At 57.6% G+C, this 20,460-nt stretch carries 18 protein-coding genes; 2 read left to right on the top strand and 16 right to left on the bottom strand.

The window, feature by feature from the left end; genetic code table 11:
- Window positions 1–29 precede the first annotated feature (29 nt).
- From BMOU_RS09825 to BMOU_RS09805, 5 genes are all read right to left on the bottom strand, one after another.
- Window positions 30–2,093 (bottom strand): LTA synthase family protein, encoded by a 2,064-nt coding sequence (locus BMOU_RS09825; protein ID WP_034877135.1) that lies wholly within the window; start codon window positions 2,091–2,093, stop codon window positions 30–32.
- A gap of 114 nt (window positions 2,094–2,207) precedes the next feature.
- Window positions 2,208–2,621, bottom strand: a complete 414-nt coding sequence (locus BMOU_RS09820) for a Fur family transcriptional regulator (RefSeq protein ID WP_034877132.1) — start codon at window positions 2,619–2,621, stop codon at window positions 2,208–2,210.
- Window positions 2,622–2,632: 11 nt separating this feature from the next.
- Complete coding sequence (gene purK / locus BMOU_RS09815) at window positions 2,633–3,808, bottom strand: 5-(carboxyamino)imidazole ribonucleotide synthase (protein ID WP_034877129.1); 1,176 nt, start codon at window positions 3,806–3,808, stop codon at window positions 2,633–2,635.
- The gene (gene purE, locus BMOU_RS09810; protein WP_034877126.1) at window positions 3,792–4,289 is read right to left on the bottom strand and encodes a 5-(carboxyamino)imidazole ribonucleotide mutase; all 498 of its coding nucleotides are present in this window, start codon (window positions 4,287–4,289) and stop codon (window positions 3,792–3,794) included. Before purE ends, purK begins: the two co-directional genes overlap by 17 nt.
- Before the next feature lie 53 nt (window positions 4,290–4,342).
- Window positions 4,343–5,332 (bottom strand): zinc-binding dehydrogenase, encoded by a 990-nt coding sequence (locus tag BMOU_RS09805; RefSeq protein ID WP_034877123.1) that lies wholly within the window; start codon window positions 5,330–5,332, stop codon window positions 4,343–4,345.
- Window positions 5,333–5,491: 159 nt separating this feature from the next.
- On the opposite strand from BMOU_RS09805, the gene BMOU_RS09800 reads away from it, so the two are divergent.
- Window positions 5,492–7,435, top strand: a complete 1,944-nt coding sequence (locus BMOU_RS09800; protein WP_034877121.1) for a 1-deoxy-D-xylulose-5-phosphate synthase — start codon at window positions 5,492–5,494, stop codon at window positions 7,433–7,435.
- Here the strand turns inward: BMOU_RS09800 and BMOU_RS09795 are convergent.
- Genes BMOU_RS09795 through BMOU_RS09785 form a run of 3 tightly spaced genes read right to left on the bottom strand, consistent with a single transcriptional unit; the run spans window position 7,429 to window position 10,883 of the window.
- Complete coding sequence (locus tag BMOU_RS09795) at window positions 7,429–8,913, bottom strand: ABC transporter permease (RefSeq protein WP_034877119.1); 1,485 nt, start codon at window positions 8,911–8,913, stop codon at window positions 7,429–7,431. The genes BMOU_RS09800 and BMOU_RS09795 overlap by 7 nt on opposite strands.
- A complete protein-coding gene (locus BMOU_RS09790) occupies window positions 8,910–10,160 on the bottom strand; it encodes a COG1361 S-layer family protein (RefSeq protein WP_034877117.1) in 1,251 nt (416 codons plus the stop codon). Before BMOU_RS09790 ends, BMOU_RS09795 begins: the two co-directional genes overlap by 4 nt.
- Window positions 10,161–10,193: 33 nt before the next feature.
- Window positions 10,194–10,883, bottom strand: coding sequence for an ABC transporter ATP-binding protein (locus BMOU_RS09785; protein WP_034877115.1), 690 nt, complete (start codon window positions 10,881–10,883; stop codon window positions 10,194–10,196).
- Window positions 10,884–11,257: 374 nt separating this feature from the next.
- Between BMOU_RS09785 and BMOU_RS09780 the strand changes: the two genes are divergently transcribed.
- Entirely contained in the window at window positions 11,258–11,695 is a 438-nt protein-coding gene (locus BMOU_RS09780; protein ID WP_034877113.1) for a hypothetical protein, read from the top strand.
- Window positions 11,696–11,887: 192 nt separating this feature from the next.
- Here BMOU_RS09780 and BMOU_RS09775 read toward each other — a convergent pair whose 3' ends face one another.
- The 8 genes from BMOU_RS09775 to BMOU_RS09740 form a co-directional block, all read right to left on the bottom strand.
- Window positions 11,888–12,784, bottom strand: a complete 897-nt coding sequence (locus BMOU_RS09775; RefSeq protein WP_034877110.1) for an SPFH domain-containing protein — start codon at window positions 12,782–12,784, stop codon at window positions 11,888–11,890.
- 341 nt (window positions 12,785–13,125) lie between these two features.
- Entirely contained in the window at window positions 13,126–13,983 is an 858-nt protein-coding gene (locus BMOU_RS09770) for a DUF1684 domain-containing protein (RefSeq protein ID WP_034877107.1), read from the bottom strand.
- Between the two features lie 34 nt (window positions 13,984–14,017).
- Window positions 14,018–14,884, bottom strand: coding sequence for a MetQ/NlpA family ABC transporter substrate-binding protein (locus tag BMOU_RS09765; protein ID WP_034877105.1), 867 nt, complete (start codon window positions 14,882–14,884; stop codon window positions 14,018–14,020).
- 32 nt (window positions 14,885–14,916) lie between these two features.
- Window positions 14,917–15,552, bottom strand: a complete 636-nt coding sequence (locus tag BMOU_RS09760) for a methionine ABC transporter permease (RefSeq protein WP_235143768.1) — start codon at window positions 15,550–15,552, stop codon at window positions 14,917–14,919.
- Window positions 15,553–15,590: 38 nt separating this feature from the next.
- Window positions 15,591–16,658: a methionine ABC transporter ATP-binding protein gene (locus BMOU_RS09755; RefSeq protein WP_137648252.1), complete on the bottom strand. Its 1,068-nt coding sequence runs from the start codon at window positions 16,656–16,658 to the stop codon at window positions 15,591–15,593.
- Window positions 16,659–16,698: 40 nt separating this feature from the next.
- Entirely contained in the window at window positions 16,699–17,865 is a 1,167-nt protein-coding gene (locus tag BMOU_RS09750) for an iron-containing alcohol dehydrogenase (RefSeq protein WP_034877099.1), read from the bottom strand.
- Window positions 17,866–18,481: 616 nt separating this feature from the next.
- A complete protein-coding gene (locus BMOU_RS09745; RefSeq protein ID WP_034877097.1) occupies window positions 18,482–19,657 on the bottom strand; it encodes a pyridoxal phosphate-dependent aminotransferase in 1,176 nt (391 codons plus the stop codon).
- 143 nt (window positions 19,658–19,800) lie between these two features.
- Window positions 19,801–20,460, bottom strand: a complete 660-nt coding sequence (locus BMOU_RS09740) for a methionine ABC transporter permease (protein WP_034877094.1) — start codon at window positions 20,458–20,460, stop codon at window positions 19,801–19,803.

Below are 20,460 nucleotides of genomic sequence, written 5' to 3'. Positions count from 1 at the left end.
ATCGCATCGACTGCGGTTCGCCGCCGCCATCACTCCGGCAGATCCATGAAGCCTGTGGATTTCAGGTAGTTCTTACCCGCCGTGATGTCGTATTGAATCAACTTGTAGTCGGCCAGCAGCTGCTTGGTTTCGGCATCGAGGTCCTTCTCGGCCATCGGCTTGCCATCCTGGTCAAGATAGATGTTCTGGCCTTCGGGGATGCGGTCCCAGCCCTGGATGTTGTTGACGACCGGCGGCTCCATGGCGGCGATCTTGGAGTGCATCTGCGTAAGGAACGCCAGATACGGCGATACCTTGGCATCCATATGCTCGGCCGCCTCGGCCACGAAGAAGTTCGGCGAGGAATAGTTGTCGTCGGAAATCTTGGTATTGGCCGAAGACGAGGCCTTGTTGGACCAGATGAAATAGTCGGTCAGGTGCAGGTCGAGCGAGTTGTCTTCGTCCTCACTGGCGGAGGAGTAGATGCCCGGCAGATGGTCGCCGTAGAAGACCACGGTGATCGGCTTGTCGATTTCGTCAAGCTGGTCAAGGAAGTCCTTGGTGGCGGTGTCGGTCAGCTCCATGCCCTTGGCATAGGTTTCGATCGATTCGGTCTCGCCCTCCCCCAGCGGTGTGCCGGTAGTCGACTCCACCTTGAACTCGTTGTTCTTGTACCAGTTCTTGTACGGCATGTGGTTCTGCATGGTGATGAGTTGCAGGAACTGGCCGCTCTTGCTCTTCTTCACCTCTTCGATGGTGCTCTTGTAGGCGGCCTCGTCACTGACGTACGGAGAATCGTCGATCTTGTCTTGATGAGAGATGATGTCGTCGCCCTCAAGCGTGTAGAAATGCGAGAAACCGAACTTCTTATAGTTCGTGGCACGCGAGTACATGGACGGCTCATACGGATGCAGGCCGATGGAGTTCCTGGCCGAGCCCCACATCTGGTTGATGGTCGGCGTCCAATGCTCGGTCGGCACCAGCTGCTGGTAGGGACTGGTCAGCGATGAATCGAAATTCGCCATGCTCAGGCCGGTCAGCCCCATATACTCGAGGTTGGCGGTGCCGCCGCCGTATCCGGAAGACAGCATCAGGCCGGAGGTGGTGTTCTTCTTGATGGAACGGATGTTCGGCATCGCATCCTTGTTGACCTTCAGGCCCGGCACACGCGAGGGGTCGGAGAAGGATTCGGACAGCACATAGATCACGGTGCTGTCGGTCATGTTCGCGGAACGGTTCGCGTTGATCTTCTTCGCGGCCTTTTCATAGCGTGCGGCCACGGCCTTCATGGTCTCCTCGCTATAGTCGGAAGGCGTGTCCATGACTTTCGGATTGAGCTGGCGCACGAAGGAGACGACCGGGCCGTTGCGCTGCGCGTCGTAGACGGAATCCCACATGGAAGGCGTGTCCCCCATGCCGCGGGACAGGTTGTACGCCCATGAATCAACGGTGCCGACCTGCGCGATGTACAGACCGAACCCGAGACCCGGCACCGCAATCAGCAGCAGACGGGAGACCGCGGCAAGACCGGGATTGGAGCCGCGGATCATACGACCGCGGCGTCCGTCGATATGGTTGAGGAACACGATCAGCGCCACGAACACGGCGAATGCGGCCACTGCCACGCCGATCACCAACGGTGCGTTCGATGGCATGAAACTCATGAGATTGCCGGTATTCGAGCCAAGGAAGTTCAGATCGGACGGCAGAATCGCCTCATATCGAATCTCGACCTTGAACCGTTCGATCACCGCGATGACCGTGGCGATCGCGATCAGCACCGGCGTGGCTATCCAGAATCGGTTGAACAGCATGAGCAACACCAGGTAGATGATGCCGACCATGATCATATTCAACAGGAACACGAAGTTGAACTTCAGCCACATCTTCGAGATCATATCGCCCAAACCGTTGAGCGGGCTGGACAGCGTCACTCGGGTGCTGGTCAGCGTAACGCCCCACTGCAGAATCGCAATCGCGAGAAAATCGAATACCAGAAACAGCACGGCATAGAGCCAACCTGGAAATTCCTTGCGCCTCTTGACGGGAGCGGACGGGTCGAGCGTTGCGATGCTCAGTTCTTCAATCGGTTTGTTCACGGATGTTTTGGTCACGCGTTTCCCCACTTTTGTTCACGTTTTGCCATGCTCATTGTGATATACATTCCTGAAAGGAGCGGCATGCGAACATATTTCTTTACGATTCTCGCTACTCGGGAAGCGATGGCATTACGCTTCCTCGTGAGACCGCCGTTCGCGTTGGCAGTCGGGGCACAGTCCGAACACCTCGACGGTGTGTGATTCGATGATGAAGCCATGCTTCTTCGCTATGCCACGCAGCCAATCCTCGCTGGGAGGGTCGATCTCCACGGTTTTACCGCATGATGTGCATACCAGGTGATGATGGTGTCCGTCATCACCGCACAGACGGTACAGCTGCTGGCCATCGAGTCGGACCGTGTCGGCACTGCCCGACTCGACCAGCGCATTGAGCTGGCGGTACACCGTCGCCAAGCCGATATGCACACCCTCATCCTCCAGCTTGCGGTGCAGGTCCTGCGCGGAGATGAATTCGTCATTGCCGCTCAACGCCTCCCGAATCGCATCCTTCTGACGGGTCTGGCGCACGATGTGTTCACTCATTGGTTCGGATTTCAGGCTTTCTTCAAGTCGTTCCAGCAGCCGGTCGATTCCAGACCGGCCACGGTTTCGGCAGTATCGTCGGTCAGCACGGTGATGTGCCCCATCTTGCGATCGTGGCGCACCTCGGCCTTGCAGTAGTCATGCACGTTCCATTCAGGGTGGTCGGCGATCAGGGCGCGGGTCGGCGCCACATGCTGGCCGAGCACGTTCACCATCACGGCCGGCTTCAACAGCTGCGGCTGCTCGAGCGGCCATCCGGCGATGCCCCGAATGTGCGCGTCGAACTGGTCGAAGGAGCAGGCCTCGATGGTGTAGTGGCCGGAATTGTGCGGACGCGGGGCCAGCTCATTGACCACCACCCTGCCGTCCTTGGTGACGAACAGTTCGATGGCCAGAATACCAGCCAGTCTGAAGCCTTCGGCCAAGCGCAAGGCGAGTGCATGCGCCTCGTGCGCCACCTCATCGCTCACTTCGGCCGGTGCGATGGTCATATGCAGGATGTTGTTGCGATGCTCGTTGCGCACGATCGGGAAGGTCACGTAATCCTCACCGTTGCCGGCGACAAGGATGCTCGCTTCAAAGGCGAAATCGACGAATCCCTCAAGAATGCTGGGAGGGAAACCGCCGCCGCGGTCCCCACGGGCACGCACCCTCTCCAGATCCGCGTCGGAACGCAGCACGGTCTGACCGTGACCGTCGTAGCCGCCGGAGCGAGTCTTCAGCACGGCCGGGTAATGAATCTCATCCAGCGCCGCGTCGAGCTCCTCGAAGCTGTTCACGGCCTTCCACGGAGCGGTTTCGGTGCCATGATCGTTGATGAAACGCTTTTCGTTGACACGATCCTGCGTGACCCGCAGAAGATCGGTGCCTTGCGGCGCCGCCGCAAGGGCACGCACCTGATCGATGGCATCGGCGTCCACATTCTCGAACTCATAGGTGAGCACATCGGATCGCTCCGCCAGTTCACGGATGGCGTTGATGTCATCGTACTCGGCGGTGATCTGGAAATCGGCCACCTGTGCGGTCGGGCAGTCGGGAGTAGGGTCGAGCACGCCGATTCTAAAGCCCATGTACCGTGCGGACAATGCCATCATGCGGCCGAGCTGGCCACCGCCGATGATACCGATGGTGGCTCCCGGCATCAGGCGTTCAACGCGGCCGCCGGTTTCCTCAGACAAGCTGGGCATTGGATTCAGCCACCTTTTCCTTCAACGAGTCACGGTATTCCTGCAAGGCGTCGGCCAAACGTTCGTCAGTGGTGCTCAGCATGCTCACGGCCAGCAGGCCGGCATTGGTGGCACCGGAATTGCCCACCGCGGTGGTGGCCACCGGAATGCCGCCCGGCATCTGCACGATGGACAGCAGCGAATCCCAACCGGACAGGGCATGGGAACGCACCGGAACGCCGATGACCGGCAGTGTGGTCTGGGCTGCGACCATGCCCGGCAGATGGGCCGCGCCGCCCGCGCCGGCGATGATGACCTTCAGACCGTTGGCACGTGCGTTGTGCGCGAATTCGCCCATGAGTTCCGGAGTGCGGTGTGCGGAAATCACCTGCTTCATGTACGGCACCCCGAACCTGTCAAGCATCTCGCATGCATGCTTCATGGTCTCCCAGTCGCTCGCCGAGCCCATGATCACCGCCACTTCGGGCTTATTGTCTGCCATGAAAACCTCCGTAGAGAATAGCCAAGAATACCTTTGCTACTTTACGCAATCGGCTAGATGTGCAGCACGACCTTTCCGAAAACGTCGCCATCGATCATCCTGGCGAATGCCCGGCGTGCGTCGGCGAGCGCGAATGCGGCGTCGATCACCGGATGCAGGTCGGCGTGTTCCACGAAGCGAAGCAGTCTTGCGAAATCCTCGCGCGTTCCCATGGTGTTGCCCTGTATGCGGATATCTTGGAAGAACACACGGGTCAGTTCGGCTCCGGGTTGGTCTCCGGTGGTGGCGCCGCAGATGGCGATGGTGCCGCCGGGTCGCACCGACCTGACCGAATGGCTCCAGGTGGCCGCGCCCACCGATTCGATGACCGCGTCGACCTTACGCGGCAGGCGTGCACCCGGTTCGAAGGCCGCGTCGGCTCCGATTTCCACGGCCCGGACGCGTTTGGATTCGTTGCGTGAGGTGACGAACACCTCCAGACCGGCCGCGTGCGCAAGCTGTATGGCTGCGGTGGATACGCCGCCGCCCGCACCCTGAACCAGAATCGTATCCCCGGGTTTCACGTTCGCCGAGGTGAACACCAGCGAATAGGCGGTCAGCCAGCTGGTACCGAGTGCCGCCGCCTCATCGAGGTTCAGGTTGGCCGGTTTGGCGAACACGTTCGCGCTGGGCACCTGCGTCAGTTCGGCCATGGTTCCGGCATATTTCTCGGACAGGATGGTACGCCGCTCCCCCGGCATCACCCCCGCGCCGTCGGTGCCGATGAACGTGTAGAGCACCACTTCGCTGCCGGCCTTGAGCCCTTTACGTACGGGAATGTCCTCTTCGAGCACTCCCGCCGCGTCGGTGCCGAGAATCATCGGCGTCACCTCGGCGCTCAGCCCCACGCCCTGCAGGCTCCAGACATCATGGTGGTTCACGGTGGCGGCATGCACACGGATGGTCGACCAGAACGGTTTGGCCTGCGGCTCCGGCCGTTCGCCGATCCCAAGTACGGACAACGGGTCGTCGTAGTCTACTCCTGCAGCATATACGGCCTTCATCGGCCCTCCTTTACGGATACTGTGTTGAACGTCTCGTAGACTCCATTGTGCCGTAGTTGAGAAGACTTTGCAGGCATTTGCCCGCGAATCCCTCCGCGGGGGCATATGGTGGGATAGGATTTCGCCTTTGGAAGGTAAGGGAAAGGATTGTTGCGCAAGATGACCGCTGGCATGTTGAATTCGATACACTCTCCGGCCGACGTGCATGCCCTTTCCTCCTCGCAGCTTGTCGATCTATGCGCCGAGATTCGCACAACCCTGTTGGAGTATGGCCGAAAGCATGGCGGTCATATCGGTTCGAATCTGGGTGTCGTGGAATTGACGGTGGCCTTGCATCACGTATTCGATTCGCCGCATGACCGTTTTATCTTCGACGTCTCCCACCAAAGCTATGTGCATAAGATGCTGACCGGCCGCGCCGCCGCCTATACCGATCCGGAACGGTTCGGGTCGGTGACCGGCTTCACGAATCCGTGCGAAAGCGAGCACGACTCCTTCGTGCTGGGCCATACCGGCACGTCCATTTCATTGGCCTGCGGTCTTGCGAAGGCGCGCGATATGCAGGTCTCCGCATCCGGTCGCAGCGGTATCGGCAATGTGATCGCCGTGATCGGCGACGGCGCGTTGAGCTCGGCGATCGCCTTCGAAGGATTGAACAACGCCGCCGAACAGGGCGGCAATCTCATCATCATCGTCAATGACAACGAGATGTCGATAGCCGAGGATTTCGGCGGCATGTACGGCTCGCTGTCGGCCTTGCGACAGTCGGGCGGCACGGCCGCATCGAATCCGTTCAGGGCATTCGGTCTGGATTACCGGTACGTGGAGCAAGGCAACAATGTGCATACGCTGGTGGAGACGTTGCGCGAGGTCAGGGACATCGACCATCCGATCGTGGTACATGTGCACACCGTCAAGGGTCTCGGCTTCGACGAGGCGCCCGGCGACGCCGAGAACGGTTCGGATGGCTGCAACCAGACGAACGCCGAACCGCATGCCGGCCAGTGCGAGGCCAATCATTGGAGGAATCCCGATTCCGTATCCGACGGAATGCCTGACGCACGCAAATATTACGGTGCCATGGCGATGGCCTCGCTTGAATCCCGTTTTGCGAACGAACCCGGATTGGTGGTCATCTCCCCCGCGACACCCGGTTCGAATGGCATCACCCGCGATTTTCGCGAACGTGCGGGTTCGCACTATGTCGACACCGGCATCGCCGAGGAGCATGCCGCGGCCTTCGCGGCCGGCATCGCCAAAGCTGGAGGCCGCCCGGTGCTGGCGACCTCCGCAACGTTTTTCCAGCGTACGTTCGATCAGCTGCAGCAGGAGCTGTCACTGAACCGCGTTCCGGCGACGCTGCTGATTTTCGGTGCCGGCATTTCCGGTACGGACAATACGCATTCCGGCGCCTTCGACATTGCGATGTTCGCGAATGTCCCGAATCTGACCTGCCTCGCGCCGACCAGCGGCGAGCAGATGCTCGACATGCTGGCGTGGGCCACCGGTCCGTCCGAGCATGGTGCGGTGGCGATCCGCATGCCCGGTGAGCAGATTCTCGAACTGGAACGTGCCGCGGATGTGGCGTTCGATCCGATCGAGCGCGCCGAAGGCCACGAACCGGTCGTTCCGGCTGTCGACCGTGCCGGAGACTGCCCTTTCAAGAGGTATCAGATTCTTCGGCCGGGGCGGGATGTCGCGGTTCTGGGGCTGGGCAACACCGTCGCGTTGGCCTCTCATGTGGTCGATCGTCTGTCGGGCGGCGACACGGATGATGATTCGATCGGCATGCCGGTTCCTCCGGTGACCGCCACGCTGATCGCGGCACCGCAGTATTCCTCATTGGACGAGGAGATGCTGTCCATGCTGGCGGACGGCCACCGGATCGTGGTGACCCTTGAAGACGGCCAGCTGGAAGGCGGCTGGGGGGAGAAGATTACTGCTTTCTACGCAAACTCACGCGACGCGAAGGCCAATGCCGTGCACGTGCTCAACTTCGGAGCCATTAAGGAGTTCACCGATCGCGTACCACGCGAAAGGCTCAACGAGCGCTACGGTCTGACCGCCGATCAGGTCATCTCCCGCATCCGCATGGCCTACTGATCGTTTTTGATGGCGTCGAGGGCCGGAATCCTCACGGCCTTGTTGGCCGGCCCGAAGCCGGCGATCACGCCGACGGCGATCGAGAACACGATGGCGGACGCAAACAGCCACCATGGAATCACGGAACTTCTGCTGACATCATCGCCGCCCACAATGGCCTTGACGATGTTCTCCCAACTGAACCCCTGCAATGCAACCAGATTGATGGCCAACGAGCCCAACGCGGAAATCAGGCAGCCTATCACGCCGCCGATCAGACCGATCGCACCGGCTTCGCACAGGAAGGTCACGCGAATGTCGCGTACATAGCAGCCAAGAGCCTTCATTATGCCGATCTCACGTGTTCGTTCCGATACCGACATGATCATCGTATTGGCGATGCCGATGGCGGCCACCAGGAACGCAACGCCGCCGATGCCGCCCAATGCCAGCTGAATGCCCTGCGTCTGCTTCTCAAGCTCCTTGCGCGTCTGCTCGAAGGACGAGGTCTGGTATCCCATCGATTTGATCTGGGATTCGACGTTCGGCACATCCTTGATGTTTTCGGCCCGCACCACGATCTGATCGTAGGTGAAGTTGCGGGAAACGTTTGCGACGCTGGTATTGGTGGCCTTGGCCATCAGACTTTTCATATCGTCCATGGTCATGACCACACCGCTGCCCAGCGCATCGTAGTCGTTGCCGCTTGACTTGACCACGCCTACCGGCGTGTACTCGTTGGAGATGGTCGAGGTCTGCTGGCCGGCGCCGCCATCCGTGTCGGAACCGCTTGCAGCCCCGCTGCCGACATTACGGTAATCGTCCGGGCTTTGGTAATTTGCTCCGGTGATCAGCGTCATTTTCGTGGTAAGCATGTCGAAGAACGGTTCCTCGCCTTCGCTTTCCCGACACTCACCGTTCTCATCGCAGACGTAACCGCCCGGCGCGGTCCGCTGATTGTCCGCACCGGACCGGTATTTGTCGAGGAAGTTATAGACGGTTTTTTCGCCGACGAGCACCTCACCGCTTCGCGATGGCAACCGGCCGCTTCTGAGCGTATAGCCGGATGCTTCCAGCTGTGCGGTGTTGACGCCCATGACCTGCAGGTATTGCGTCACGTATCGGTTGCCGACACCGGCTGTGGCGTCCACGGTGTATTGCAGGGTCTTTTCCGACAGCACACCGCTCACGCCTGCGATATTGCGAAAGGACTGCACGGCATCATCGTTCAGTTTCGCCTCGGACGAGGATGCGGAGCCCATGCCTTCGGCGTATCCGCCCCCTCCCTGGGAGCCGCTGCCGGCGTATACGGTGATGACGTTGAGGCTGCCCATGCTTTTGAGCATCTGCTCGTTCCGTTCGTTGATGCCCTGCCCTATCGAGATCATGAGCACGATCGAACAGCAGCCGACGATCACGCCGAGCACCGTCAGAATCGTACGCGACTTTCGTCGGAACAGATTCTGGCCGCAGGTATGCAGGATGTCGGAGAATCTCATGCCTGCCCCTTGGCGGAGTCGGCGGATGCGGAATCGGCAGGCGCAATCATCTGCGTCGGCGCCTCGTCGGTCGCCACGGAAGCCGCCGCAGCCGCATCCTTCGCAACGGAGTCGGCAGGGCTGCCGGCTTCCCAATCGTCCCAATCCTCATCGATACCATGTTTCTTGGTCTTCTTATGACGACGGACCAGTACAACGGTCAGTATGATCGCCACAATGACGACGATGGCGACGACCACCCACACCCACACCGGAACACCCTGCTGATTCTGCCCGTCATCCGGCGTCATCCCGTCGTTAATGTCGGGCCTGGCGGCTTCCTGCGCGGTGAACGTCACCGGGAATTCCCTGGTCTGCGACTGTCCGTCGGAGTCCTCGTAGGTCACGCGCAGCTTGGCCTCGGTCTCCGCCGCTTCGTTCGGCGTGAATGCGAAGCCGATGGATCCGGACGCGCCGGATGCCACGTTGCCGATATATTGCGTGGCCTGGGTGCTGGTGATGCCGTCGCCCTCGATGGATGCCTCGACGTTGGAGATATCGCCTTTGCCCTTGTTCACATACGCCATGGTGATGGTGGTTTCCTCGCCCGCGTTGATGGTGTCGGGCAGCACGGGGTCGCTCAGCTGGAAACGGTCCGGCTGCGAGACCGGCACCGAGATCTTGATGTCGGAGCTGCTGGAGCTGCGTACATTATTATCGACGTACTCGTATTTGAAGCTTACGGTAATGCCCTGGGCGCCGCTTTTCGCGCCGGACAGCGCCTGCATCGGCACGCTTTGCGTGAGCGAATAGCCGGCCCACAGCGAATCGAAATAGAAGGTGTTCGTACCTCCGGAGATGGCGAAGTTTTCTCCGCCGTCGACGGTCACGACCATGTTCTGCACGGCCACCTTGCCCATGTTCTGGAAGGTGAAGTCGAGATTGAAGTTGCTGCCGACCGAAACCGAGCCATCGCCATAGGTGAAGTTGGTGATGATGATGTTCGGTACGGGGCCGGCGAGCTGCTCGCTCCCGCCGCCATTGCCGTCGGAGCTTTCATTCACCGGATTGACGGCACCGTTCGATCCTATGCCCCCATCGACGCTGGTATCGGCGAGCTGACCGGCCGTGGCCTGTGCCGTCTCGTATTCCGCGCCTCCGGCCATGGCGAACGCGTGCGGCACCATGCAGGTCAGCATGATGACCACTGCCGCCACCGTGGCGATCAACAGGTTGACGAATCGTGTCTTGCGGTTGGTGTTGGTCATGGAAACGGTCCTTCTTCTCTGTGTCGATCTGTGTCAGGCCCTGTTGCGGCTGTCATGTACGGGTCGGTCGTCGACGATGCGTCCGTCAAGTAGGGTGACGATGCGGTCGGCGTATTGCGCCATGTTGTCATCGTGTGTGACGAGCACGATGGTCTGATTGAAATCGTGCGCGAATGCGCAAATCATATCCATCACGTCGGTTTTGGTTTTGGAGTCGAGATTGCCGGTCGGCTCGTCGGCAAACACGACTTCCGGCCGGGCCACGAAGGCCCTTGCTATGCCGACGCGTTGCTGCTGGCCACCCGACATCTGCGTCGGATAATGCCTCATGCGCTTGCCGAGGCCCACGCGCCGGAGCATGGTCCTGGCGACGGCCTCACGCCTCTGCCTGGGAATGCCCCGGAACATCAGCGGCATCGCCACGTTTTCGATGGCGTTGAGATTTGGCAGCAGGTTGTAGGACTGGAACACGAATCCGAGATGTTTCTGCCGGAATTCCGCCAGTTGCCGTTCGTCGAGGCGGGAGATCGGCACGCCACCGATGCGCACGCCGCCCCTTGTGGGCTTTTCCATACCCGCCAGCTGGTTGAGCAGCGTCGATTTGCCGGAACCGGATTCGCCGTAGATACAGCAGATCTGACCGCGTGGAATATTGAGGTTGATGCGTTCCAGCGCCACAACGGTCTCGTCAAGCACCGGGTATTCCTTACGCAGGTTCCTCACTTCGATGATTGGTCTGGCAGCTGTGCCGGCAGCTGCCGTCGCATCTGTTCGCTCAGCCGATATCGGATGCAATGACACAGTCCCTCCCACAAGCCCTCTTCGCCTTCCCTTAGGTTTCTGGCCTCGAGTCTATACCTTTTTCGTTTTCCCTGCATCCCCTAGGGGAACACCCTGACCCACTTGATTTCAACGGTTCATCGTCGTATTCGTCGCATCTTGGGGATACGACAACCCCCTCGTTTCGTGCCAAAAGCACCCCGTTTCGTGCCAGAACCCATTCACCCGATAAACCACGAAAATAGAATGGAACCATCAACATCGACATTCAGAACAGCTTGAAAGTCGGAGCTGGCCATTAGGAAAAGGGGATTATCATGCGTCGTCGTTTCACTCAGGCCGAAGTATACTACCTGAACACCCTACCCGCGGTCGAGCGAGCTTCCGCTGACCGCATTACCTACTCCCACGACTTCCAAGTGCGTTGCATGGCACAGTATTTGCGCGGCAATGGTCCGACCAGCATCTTCGCCAGTGCCGGGCTTGATCCGAAAATCATCGGCGGCAAGCGTATCGAACGTGCCATCGCCCGTTGGAAGGCCGATCCGCAGATCATGCTCGAAGCACAGGATTTCGCCAATGAATCCAGCTCCAATCAGCGTGATCTGTTGGTGCTCACCCAATCCATGACCATCAAATGGCTGGAAAAGAAGGTCATCGATCTGCAGAGCCGCATCAACGCCCTTGAAGCCGTCAACGATACCGGTGCCATGCCGATGATGCCGGTAAAGGAGCTGGTCGGAAGCGCCGCCTGACACGCGCCCTCCCACCGCTATATAACAAGACGTGCACCGTTCGATACACGGTGCGCCCAAATACAACAGATCCCTCCTTCCGACTAGAGCCGCACTCTCCGTCACACTTCATGCGGTTCAGCCGAAAGGAGGGATTCTTTCATATCCGCTTCTCGCTTCCCTCAGACGAAGGAAGCGAGAAGAAAGGATGCGTCATTTCGTCTCGCTGGCGGTAAGCATGGCCTTGGTGACCTGCTCATATAGATCCTGATAACCGCCTGGCGTCGACGCCGGCAACACTACGGTCTTGGTGTTGTCGGACTCGCTCAGCGAACGCATCACGTCAAGATACTGGTTGAACAGCACCACGTTATTCACATCGTTGATGTTCATGCCGACGGCCTGCAGGCTCTTGATCTGGTCGACGATGCCGTTGGCTATCTCACGACGGTAGTTGGCCTGGCCTTCGCCCTGCAGTCGAGTCTTCTCGGCCTCTGCGGCGGCCTGGGTTTCAATCTGGATACGTTGCGCCTCGGCACGCTGACGGGTGGCCTCCTTCTCTCGCTGGGCGGCGTTGATGGAATCCATGGCATTCTTGACCTGCGGGCTCGGGTCGATGGCCGTGATCAGCGTCTTGACCACGGTAAAGCCGAAACGGGCCATTTCGTTGCCGACGGTCTTCTGCACGTCGAAGGCCACGTCATCCTTACGGGCGAACGCATCATCGAGGGTCAATGCCGGAATCGCGGAACGCAGGGCGTCCTCCATATAGGATCGCAGCTGGCCTGCCGGATCGCGCAGCTCATAGTAGGCGGTGGCCACGTTCTCCGGATTCACACGGAACTGGGTGGAGGCCACGACGGTAACGAACACGTTGTCAAGCGTCTTGGTCTCCAGCTGCACGTTGAGCTGGTTGACACGCATGTTGGTCTTCATGGCTATGCGGTCGACGAACGGAATGCGGATATGGATGCCGGCGAACTGCACCTTGTTGAACTTGCCGAACCGTTCGATGATGTAGGCCTGCTGCTGCGGCACGATGAACAGTGTGGACAGGAACAGGATGGCGATGATCACCGCAACGATAAGGAGAACATATAGAAAGCCCATGTCGTCACTTCCTCCTCTGGCTTCTCTGATGTATTGAGTCGTCGCAACCATTGCGACACCTAGCCGTCAACCATATCAGCAGATTGCATTCGTTTGCATAGTTTGTCCGGGAACTGAACCACGATATGGTGTGGGCGATACGCGGGCTCGGCCGATCAGTATGCCCCCGCTATCGCAACTTCTCGACCTATTTCATCACATCCTCCTCAGACGGTACCTGCTGATGCCCTTTGCGGCATCCAATCCACCGACGTAGCGCTCCGGCCCGCTTCGTACATCGTCATGAATATACGAGCTCATTTCAGACCCTCCCCTTGTAGCGGCATCCCGTTCCGGCGATATCAGTACTGTGCGCTTCCTTCAGGAGTCTTTTCACCTGCCGTCACCGCGAATGGAAGATGATTCCTTCGGGAGGGAATCGGGCACGTGCAATATGGCGAAAATGCACACGGATAGTTGAAGGCGTAGTTGAAGTCGACGGCATCAAGCGAATCGAGCTTCAATGGATCAAGATGCAGCACCCGGCCGATGTCATAGGTTTCCTTGCCGGTCGTTTCATCCGAGAAGAACACCGTGACATGACCGAATACGTTCGAAACCACCAAGGAATGACGTTCATCCTCGTAATCGAATTCCACGAAACCAAGTACCGGATAGGATTGCAGAACCGTCTTGACAACGGAATCATGGATGTCCAGTTCGTCATCATTCGCTCGACGGAAGGTTGCGGGCAATCTCCACTTGCGATCAATCGGAAAATGCTCGATGCCTTTGAACGCTCTACGACGCTCCGCATCGGGATCCTTGACACGAATCCAGAACAAATGGCGATCCTGATCATTGAGATTGGTTTGCGCATTGACCTCAACCCGGATGTCACCATAGTCGAGATAGCCCAGCGCCTCCTCTCCGAAGACCGATGGCACAAAGGCGAATGGCCGTTCGACGAGCGTTCCCGCGTTGTGCACTTGTGCACCCTCATCCGGAGTGTAAATCAACACGTCGTTTTCGGATGACCAGGTTCCGGGAACGCCATCGATGGTTGTACTCTGGCCGTCATTGATCCAATTGATGGACACCGGGGCGAGATATCCATGCGGCGAGGTTAGTTCCTCGATACGCTGTGCATGCCAGATATGCCATTGCTGGGCATATGGGTCCGTCCTATGCACGTTTTGAGAGGCAACGCGATTTGTCATATCTGTTTTCCTTTCCTCGCTGTTCGCCGGTTGTTCAGTACTTGAACACCGGCACCGCAGCGCCTTTGTAGTTCTTGGTGATGGCTTTCGCCACAGCCTTGGTATGGTAGGCATCCACGATTTTCTTGTAGGCGGCGTTGTTCTTCTGGTCATCGCGAGCCACGATGATGTTGATGTATGGCTTGAAACTCTTGTTATTGGCATCAACCGGTGCCTGATAGACGGCGTCCTCAGTGCTCATGCCGGCATCGATGATGAAGTTGGTGTTGGTAATGCCGCCTGCGTAATCCGGAAGCAGATTGATGATGGCCGCGGCATCATTCAGTTCGATGTCGATGCCACTAGGATTCTCCGCAATGTCATCAACAGTCGGATTCGCCTTGGTGTTATCCTTCAGTTTGATCAAGCCGGCGGAATCCAGAACCTTCAGCGCGCGGCCGGTGTTCGTCGCATTGTTGGGAATGGCGATCTTATCTCCGGCCTTGAAATCCTTCACACTTTTGTATTTCTTGGAGTACAGATTCAGCGGTGAGACGTAGGTCTCACCAATCGCCGTAAGTTTGTACCCTTTCTGTTCTTTCTCCTGATTCAGGAACGCATAATGTTGGAATGCCGTCAGGTCGAGCTCACCATTCGCCTGGGCTTGATTGGCATAGATACCATCTTGAAAAGCCTTGGTCTGGATTGTGATGCCGGATTTCTCGTTATCAAGCTCTTTCTGCACCGCTTCCCAGATAACGTCATCGGAATTGCCCACCACGCCGACCGTCACGACGGTACCGCCGTTGTTCTGTATGTTGCGATATACCGAATATCCAACGATTCCCGAAATTACGACCGCCAACACGAACAGTATGACGATTAGGTTCTTTTTGGCTTTTGTTCTCTTCGAAGTCGTCATATTTCCCTTCCTTCTTTATTGTTGTTGTAGAATCAGTGCTCGGTCAATGCGACCAACTGTCTGCCGATGAATTCAATCACGCCGATGAGTATGACCAAGACGATGATGGTCGCATATGTGGCATCAAGCATGTACCGCTGATAGCCATAACGGATGGCGAAATCACCCAAGCCGCCACCTCCGACAATGCCGACGATTGCAGTAAGGCCAATCAGGCTTACGATTGCGATAACACTCATGCGGATAATGGATGGGACGGATTCCCTCAGATAGATGCGATATACGATCTTTGACGTGCTCATGCCCATGGATTCCGCAGCCTCGATGAGGCCCGGGTCAACTCCCGCAAGTGCGGATTGAATCTGTCTGGTGAAAAACGGCGTAATGCCGACAACTAGCGGGAAGATCGCCCCCTTCGTTCCGATTGCCGTACCGGCCAACGCTCTTGTGAATGGCACCAAAGCCGCCGCGAGGATGATGAACGGAATGGACCGGAACAGATTGATCAGCTTGTCCAAGACATTGAAGATTACGGATTGTTGGACGAGGCCACCTCGCTGAGTCAGTGTCAGAATGACGGCAAAGATGGTGGCCAGTATAAAGGAAATCACTCCGGTGACCACGACCATGATAAGCGTTTGGATAAAGCTGTCGATGAACTCGGTCAATCGATGGGCCACATTGGGGAACCATTGAACAAGGATATTCATTGTGTAAGTACCTCGATTCCGATATTGCGACTCTTCAGATAGCCGATTGCGGTCTCAATACGGTCGGCGGGACCATCCAAAATCGCTACCAGACCACCCAACGGCGCATCATCGATGATGTCGATGTCGCCGAAAATGATATTGACGTCGATATCAAAGGAGCGTGAGATATGCGAGACGAGCGCTTCGGACACTTCCTTCGATATATATTTCATGCGCAACAACACCTGGCCCGAGTGGAGATTCACCAGATCCGAGCCGTCTTCGAGCAAGTCGTTGATTTTTCCGAGATTTGAGGTCGTCGCTACGAAGGCCTGCGTCAAAGGGGCCTTCGGATTGGCGAAGATATCGAACACCCTGCCTTCCTCCACAATGGTGCCACGGTCAATCACCGCGACGCGGTTGCATATCTGCTTAATCACCGACATCTGGTGCGTGATGATGACGATCGTCAGCCCCAAGGTGTCATGCAAATGCTTGAGTAGTTTCAGAATGGACTTTGTAGTGTTGGGGTCGAGCGCACTGGTAGCCTCATCGCTGAGTAAAACGCTGGGATTGTTGGCCAGTGCCCGAGCAATGGCAACGCGTTGTTTCTGGCCACCGGATAGTTCGTTCGGATAGTTGTCGGCCTTTTCGGACAGGTCCACCAATTTGAGCAGTTCCTTGACGCGGGATTTCCGCCTGTTCTTATCAAGACCTGAATCAAGCAATGCCAGTTCAACATTGCCTGCCACCGTCCTGGACGGCATGAGATTGAATGACTGGAAAATCATACCGATGGAGCGGCGCACCGTTCTGAGGTCATGTTTGGGCAGAACAGCGATTTCACGCCCATCAACAATCACGGAGCCGCCATCATATTGCTCCAGGCCATTGATGCACCGTACCAGTGTGGATTTTCCCGCACCACTCAGGCCTATGATGCCGTAGATATCACATTTGGCAATATCGAGATTCACATCGTGCAGTGCCACTTTCTCGCCGTCTTCGGTGCGGTAGGTTTTCTTGAGGTCCCGTATCGCCACCAGATTGCGCTGATGTGATGCTGCTGTCTTGTCGGTCATATCCGTTCCTTACGGGTTTTGCGATAATTCAAAATCGTGTTCAGTAGGCGAGGCGAAGTACCGCCATGACATCATCACGGTCGAGCGGTGCATAGTTACCGATGGTCTTGCTGCCGTGGATGGTCAATTGGTCGGCCACATGTTCGATGGAGCTTTCCGCGATCCCTAGTTCATGCAGACTCGTGGCAAGTCCAAAAGATTTGAAATGCTCTTCAAGCTGATCGGCAAAGTAGTTCGCGAGCTGCTCCTCATCATTGTCATAAGGATCGGCATCGAATACCCGAACGGCGAGTTGCGCATATCGCTTCGGCTGGCGCTTGGCCACGTAGCGTATGATCGACGGCAAAATGGCCGAGATTCCCTCACCATGAATGACATCGAATTCACCTCCCAGCTCATGCTCGACCCGATGGGTGGTCCAGTCGTTCTCCGAACCAGTGGCCAAGAAACAGTGATTGAACATGGTGGCGGACAGCCAGTGTAGTTCGGTACGATTCTTCAGACTCTGGGGATCCTTCACGAATCGCCTGCCGGCCACCAGTGCTGCTTTCAAACCTCCTTCGAGCAATCTGTCCGCGGAGTCCAGATGATCCTTCGTCGTGAAGTATGGTTCCAGGAAACCGACTGCGAGGTCCGCCACGGCAGCCGCCTGGTACCGATAAGGAGCAGTACGGGAATATTCCGGATTGACTATGGCGAATTTTGGAATCACGATGCGGTTCTCCAATGCGCGCTTGTCGTGCCCCTGCTGAAGCACCGCACAATCCGACACTTCGGAACCACTTCCCGGAATCGTGGAAATCACGCCGACCGGAACACTGCTTTGCGGTTCAGCGACTCCGGTGAACAAATCCCAAACATCTCCGTCATATTTAAGACCGACGCCTACCGCCTTGGCCGTATCGAATGAGCTTGCACCACCTACCGCCAGAACGAAATCAACGTTTGCCGTCCGAGCCTGGTCAATCAGATCTCTGACGAGATCGATGCGCGGATTCGGCACGACATCGCCGTTCTCGATCACATGCGCCCCTATGTTGCGTGCAGCCTGATCGATGACATCATGAATGCCGAGATCAAACACATAATCACCGCTATATACCAGCAAAATGGAGGTCACCGCATGTTCCCGCAACAATGTCTCTAATTGATTTTGAGAGCCAACGCCAAAGACTAATTTGCTTTGCGTGAAGTAGGTAAAAGACATAGTATATTTCCTTTTATTATTTGAAAGAAGATTAATTGATCTTTACACTAAATCACAGTAAAGCACACAAAATGGCTCTCCACACTGTGTGTGATATATGCATAATCTATAGCTTTCCAGCCACGCAAAGAATAATATTACCTTAATAAAGAATCATAAATATCATTAATAACACTATGCAAAACCAATGTTTTGCTGATATTCACTCCTTTGAGTATCAGCAAAATACATCAACTTTTTAAAAATATCAGCAATACAGCCACATCGATGTTGACTGTTCAAAAGGTGCGAGTGGAGACAACCGATCCTGATCAAGCGGCTTCATGATCCATCTCAGCGAGATGTCGCCTCAAACCAATTCGGAAACATAGGTAGATGAGTTATGGATCGGCGGGTTTACGGCTCCAGTGGTGTTGTCGTTAATCGGCAGTCCGTGGGCGAGCCGAGTGTTGAGTCTAATCATGTGTGCACCCCTCGGATTTATTAGGCCGTGTGACTTTCATGCGGCGCCAATCGTCATTGAACACCGCCTGAAGCCGCAAAACACGGCCTCCCATCCAAAAGCTTTGCTTGTGGTCTTTTGCTCGCCCGCCGCAGCACAGCTGGCGGTCCGGTTCTACAGCACGGCGGCGATGCGACGTACCGCCTCGCGCAGCTGGTCCTCGGACTTGAGCAGGCTGAACCGCACATAGTCGACGCCGACCTTGCCGAAGCAGGTGCCTGGCAAAGCGGCGACGGCCGCACGTTCCAGCAACAGGTCGGCGAACCGCTCGCCGGTCAGGCCCTCCGGAGCATGCACCCAGGCGTAGATGCCACCTTCCGAATCGAACACATCCAAACCGGCGTCACGCAAACCGCCAGCGACGATCCGCCGGCGAACCGCATAGCGCGAAGCCAACTCGTCGACGCAGCCCTGGTCGGATTCCAACGCGGCCGTGCCGGCATCCTGAATGCTGGCCGTCACCATGGAGCCCATCTGATAGTGGTATTGCTTCACATGGCTGACGATGTCGTCGTTGCCGGCGACGAATCCGGCTCGCCACCCTGCCATCGCATACATCTTCGACAGGGAGCACACCTCCACCGCCACTTCCAACGCGCCCGGGACCGACAGCAGGCTGATCTGCTGGCCGTTCACGCCAAGACCCGCATAGGCGAAATCCTGAATGATGGCGAAATGATGCTCGTGCGCCAATTCGACGGCACGTTCGAAAAATTCACGCGGGGCCTGCGCACCGGTCGGATTGTTCGGATAGTTCAGAATCAGCACTTTGATGCGATCCCAGGTCTCTTCCGCCACCGCATCCAAATCGGGCAGGAAACCGCGTTCGGCAAGCGACGGCAGCAGAATCTCCTCGGCCCGGCCCATCACCGTCATGCAGTGGTACGACGGGTAGTACGGATCCGCATAGGCGACGGCATCGCCCGGAGCGACCAGCACGGCGAACAGCGCGGCCAGACCGTCGACGGCGCCCTCCACTGCGAACAGTTGCGTCTTCCAATCCAGATCGACATCGTACACATTGCGATACCAGCGTTCGGCCGCCCGCAGGAAGCTCGGCTTGCCGTCGAACGGCGAATAGCGGGCGTTGGCCGGATCGTCCACGGCCCGTTTGGCCACGTCACGGATGAAATCCGCCGGAAACGCGTCCGGGTTGCCTTTCGCCAGGTCAATCACGTCGGCACCGCCCGCCACGGCCGCGGCGACCTTACGATCCATGTCGGCGAAGACATTCGGGGGAATCGACTGCGCCACTGTGGTGAACGAAACGGGGGAAACATATGTGGTCATGTCACAAACCTGCCTTCTACCAGTCTTATGCGCTCATGCGTATGGCGCGCGGGTAAGCCGCCCGAATCGGGTCAAGTTTGCCACGTACGCCGCCCATTGTTGTTACACGTTGTCGCACGTGATTCACCACGTGCGGTCACCGATCAGTGCGTCACCTTGCGCGCGATGAAGTCGCCGATCCATTGGATGATCTGCACGATGACGATCAGGATGATCACGATCGCCACGAGCACGCCGGTTTCGTACCGGTTATAGCCGTACTGGATGGCCATGTCGCCGATGCCGCCCGCGCCGATGGTGCCGACCATGGCGGAGTAGCCGATCAGCGAGATGATGGTGAGCACCACGCCGCGGATGAACGACGGCAACGCCTGCGGGAACACCGCTTCGCAGATGATCTGCCTGGTGGTGGCACCGGTGGAGATGGCCGCCTCCAAAAGGCCCGGATCGACTTCGGAAAACGCGCTTTCCGCGATTCGGGCGAAGAACGGCACCGCGGCGATCGACAGGGAGATCGCGCCGCCGGTCGGCGTATACGGATCACCGAGCAGCAGCTGCGCGACCGGGATGAGCACGACCATGAGGATCAGGAACGGCAACGATCGGATGGCATTGACGATGAAGCCGACGATGACGTTGACCACATGGTTCGGTCTGAACAGGCGATTCTCAGTCAAATACAGCAACAGCGCGATCAAAGTGCCGAGCACCACGCCGATGACGGCGGAAACGGCGACCATGTAGGCCGTGTCAAGCAACGCCTGGCCAAGGTTCTCCCGAAGGATTTCAAGGGTTTCATTCAT

The organism is Bifidobacterium moukalabense DSM 27321, from assembly GCF_000522505.1.
GTDB lineage: Bacteria > Actinomycetota > Actinomycetes > Actinomycetales > Bifidobacteriaceae > Bifidobacterium > Bifidobacterium moukalabense.
Note: the sequence above shows the minus strand (reverse complement) of the source record. Positions and strands in the feature narration are given on the sequence as shown.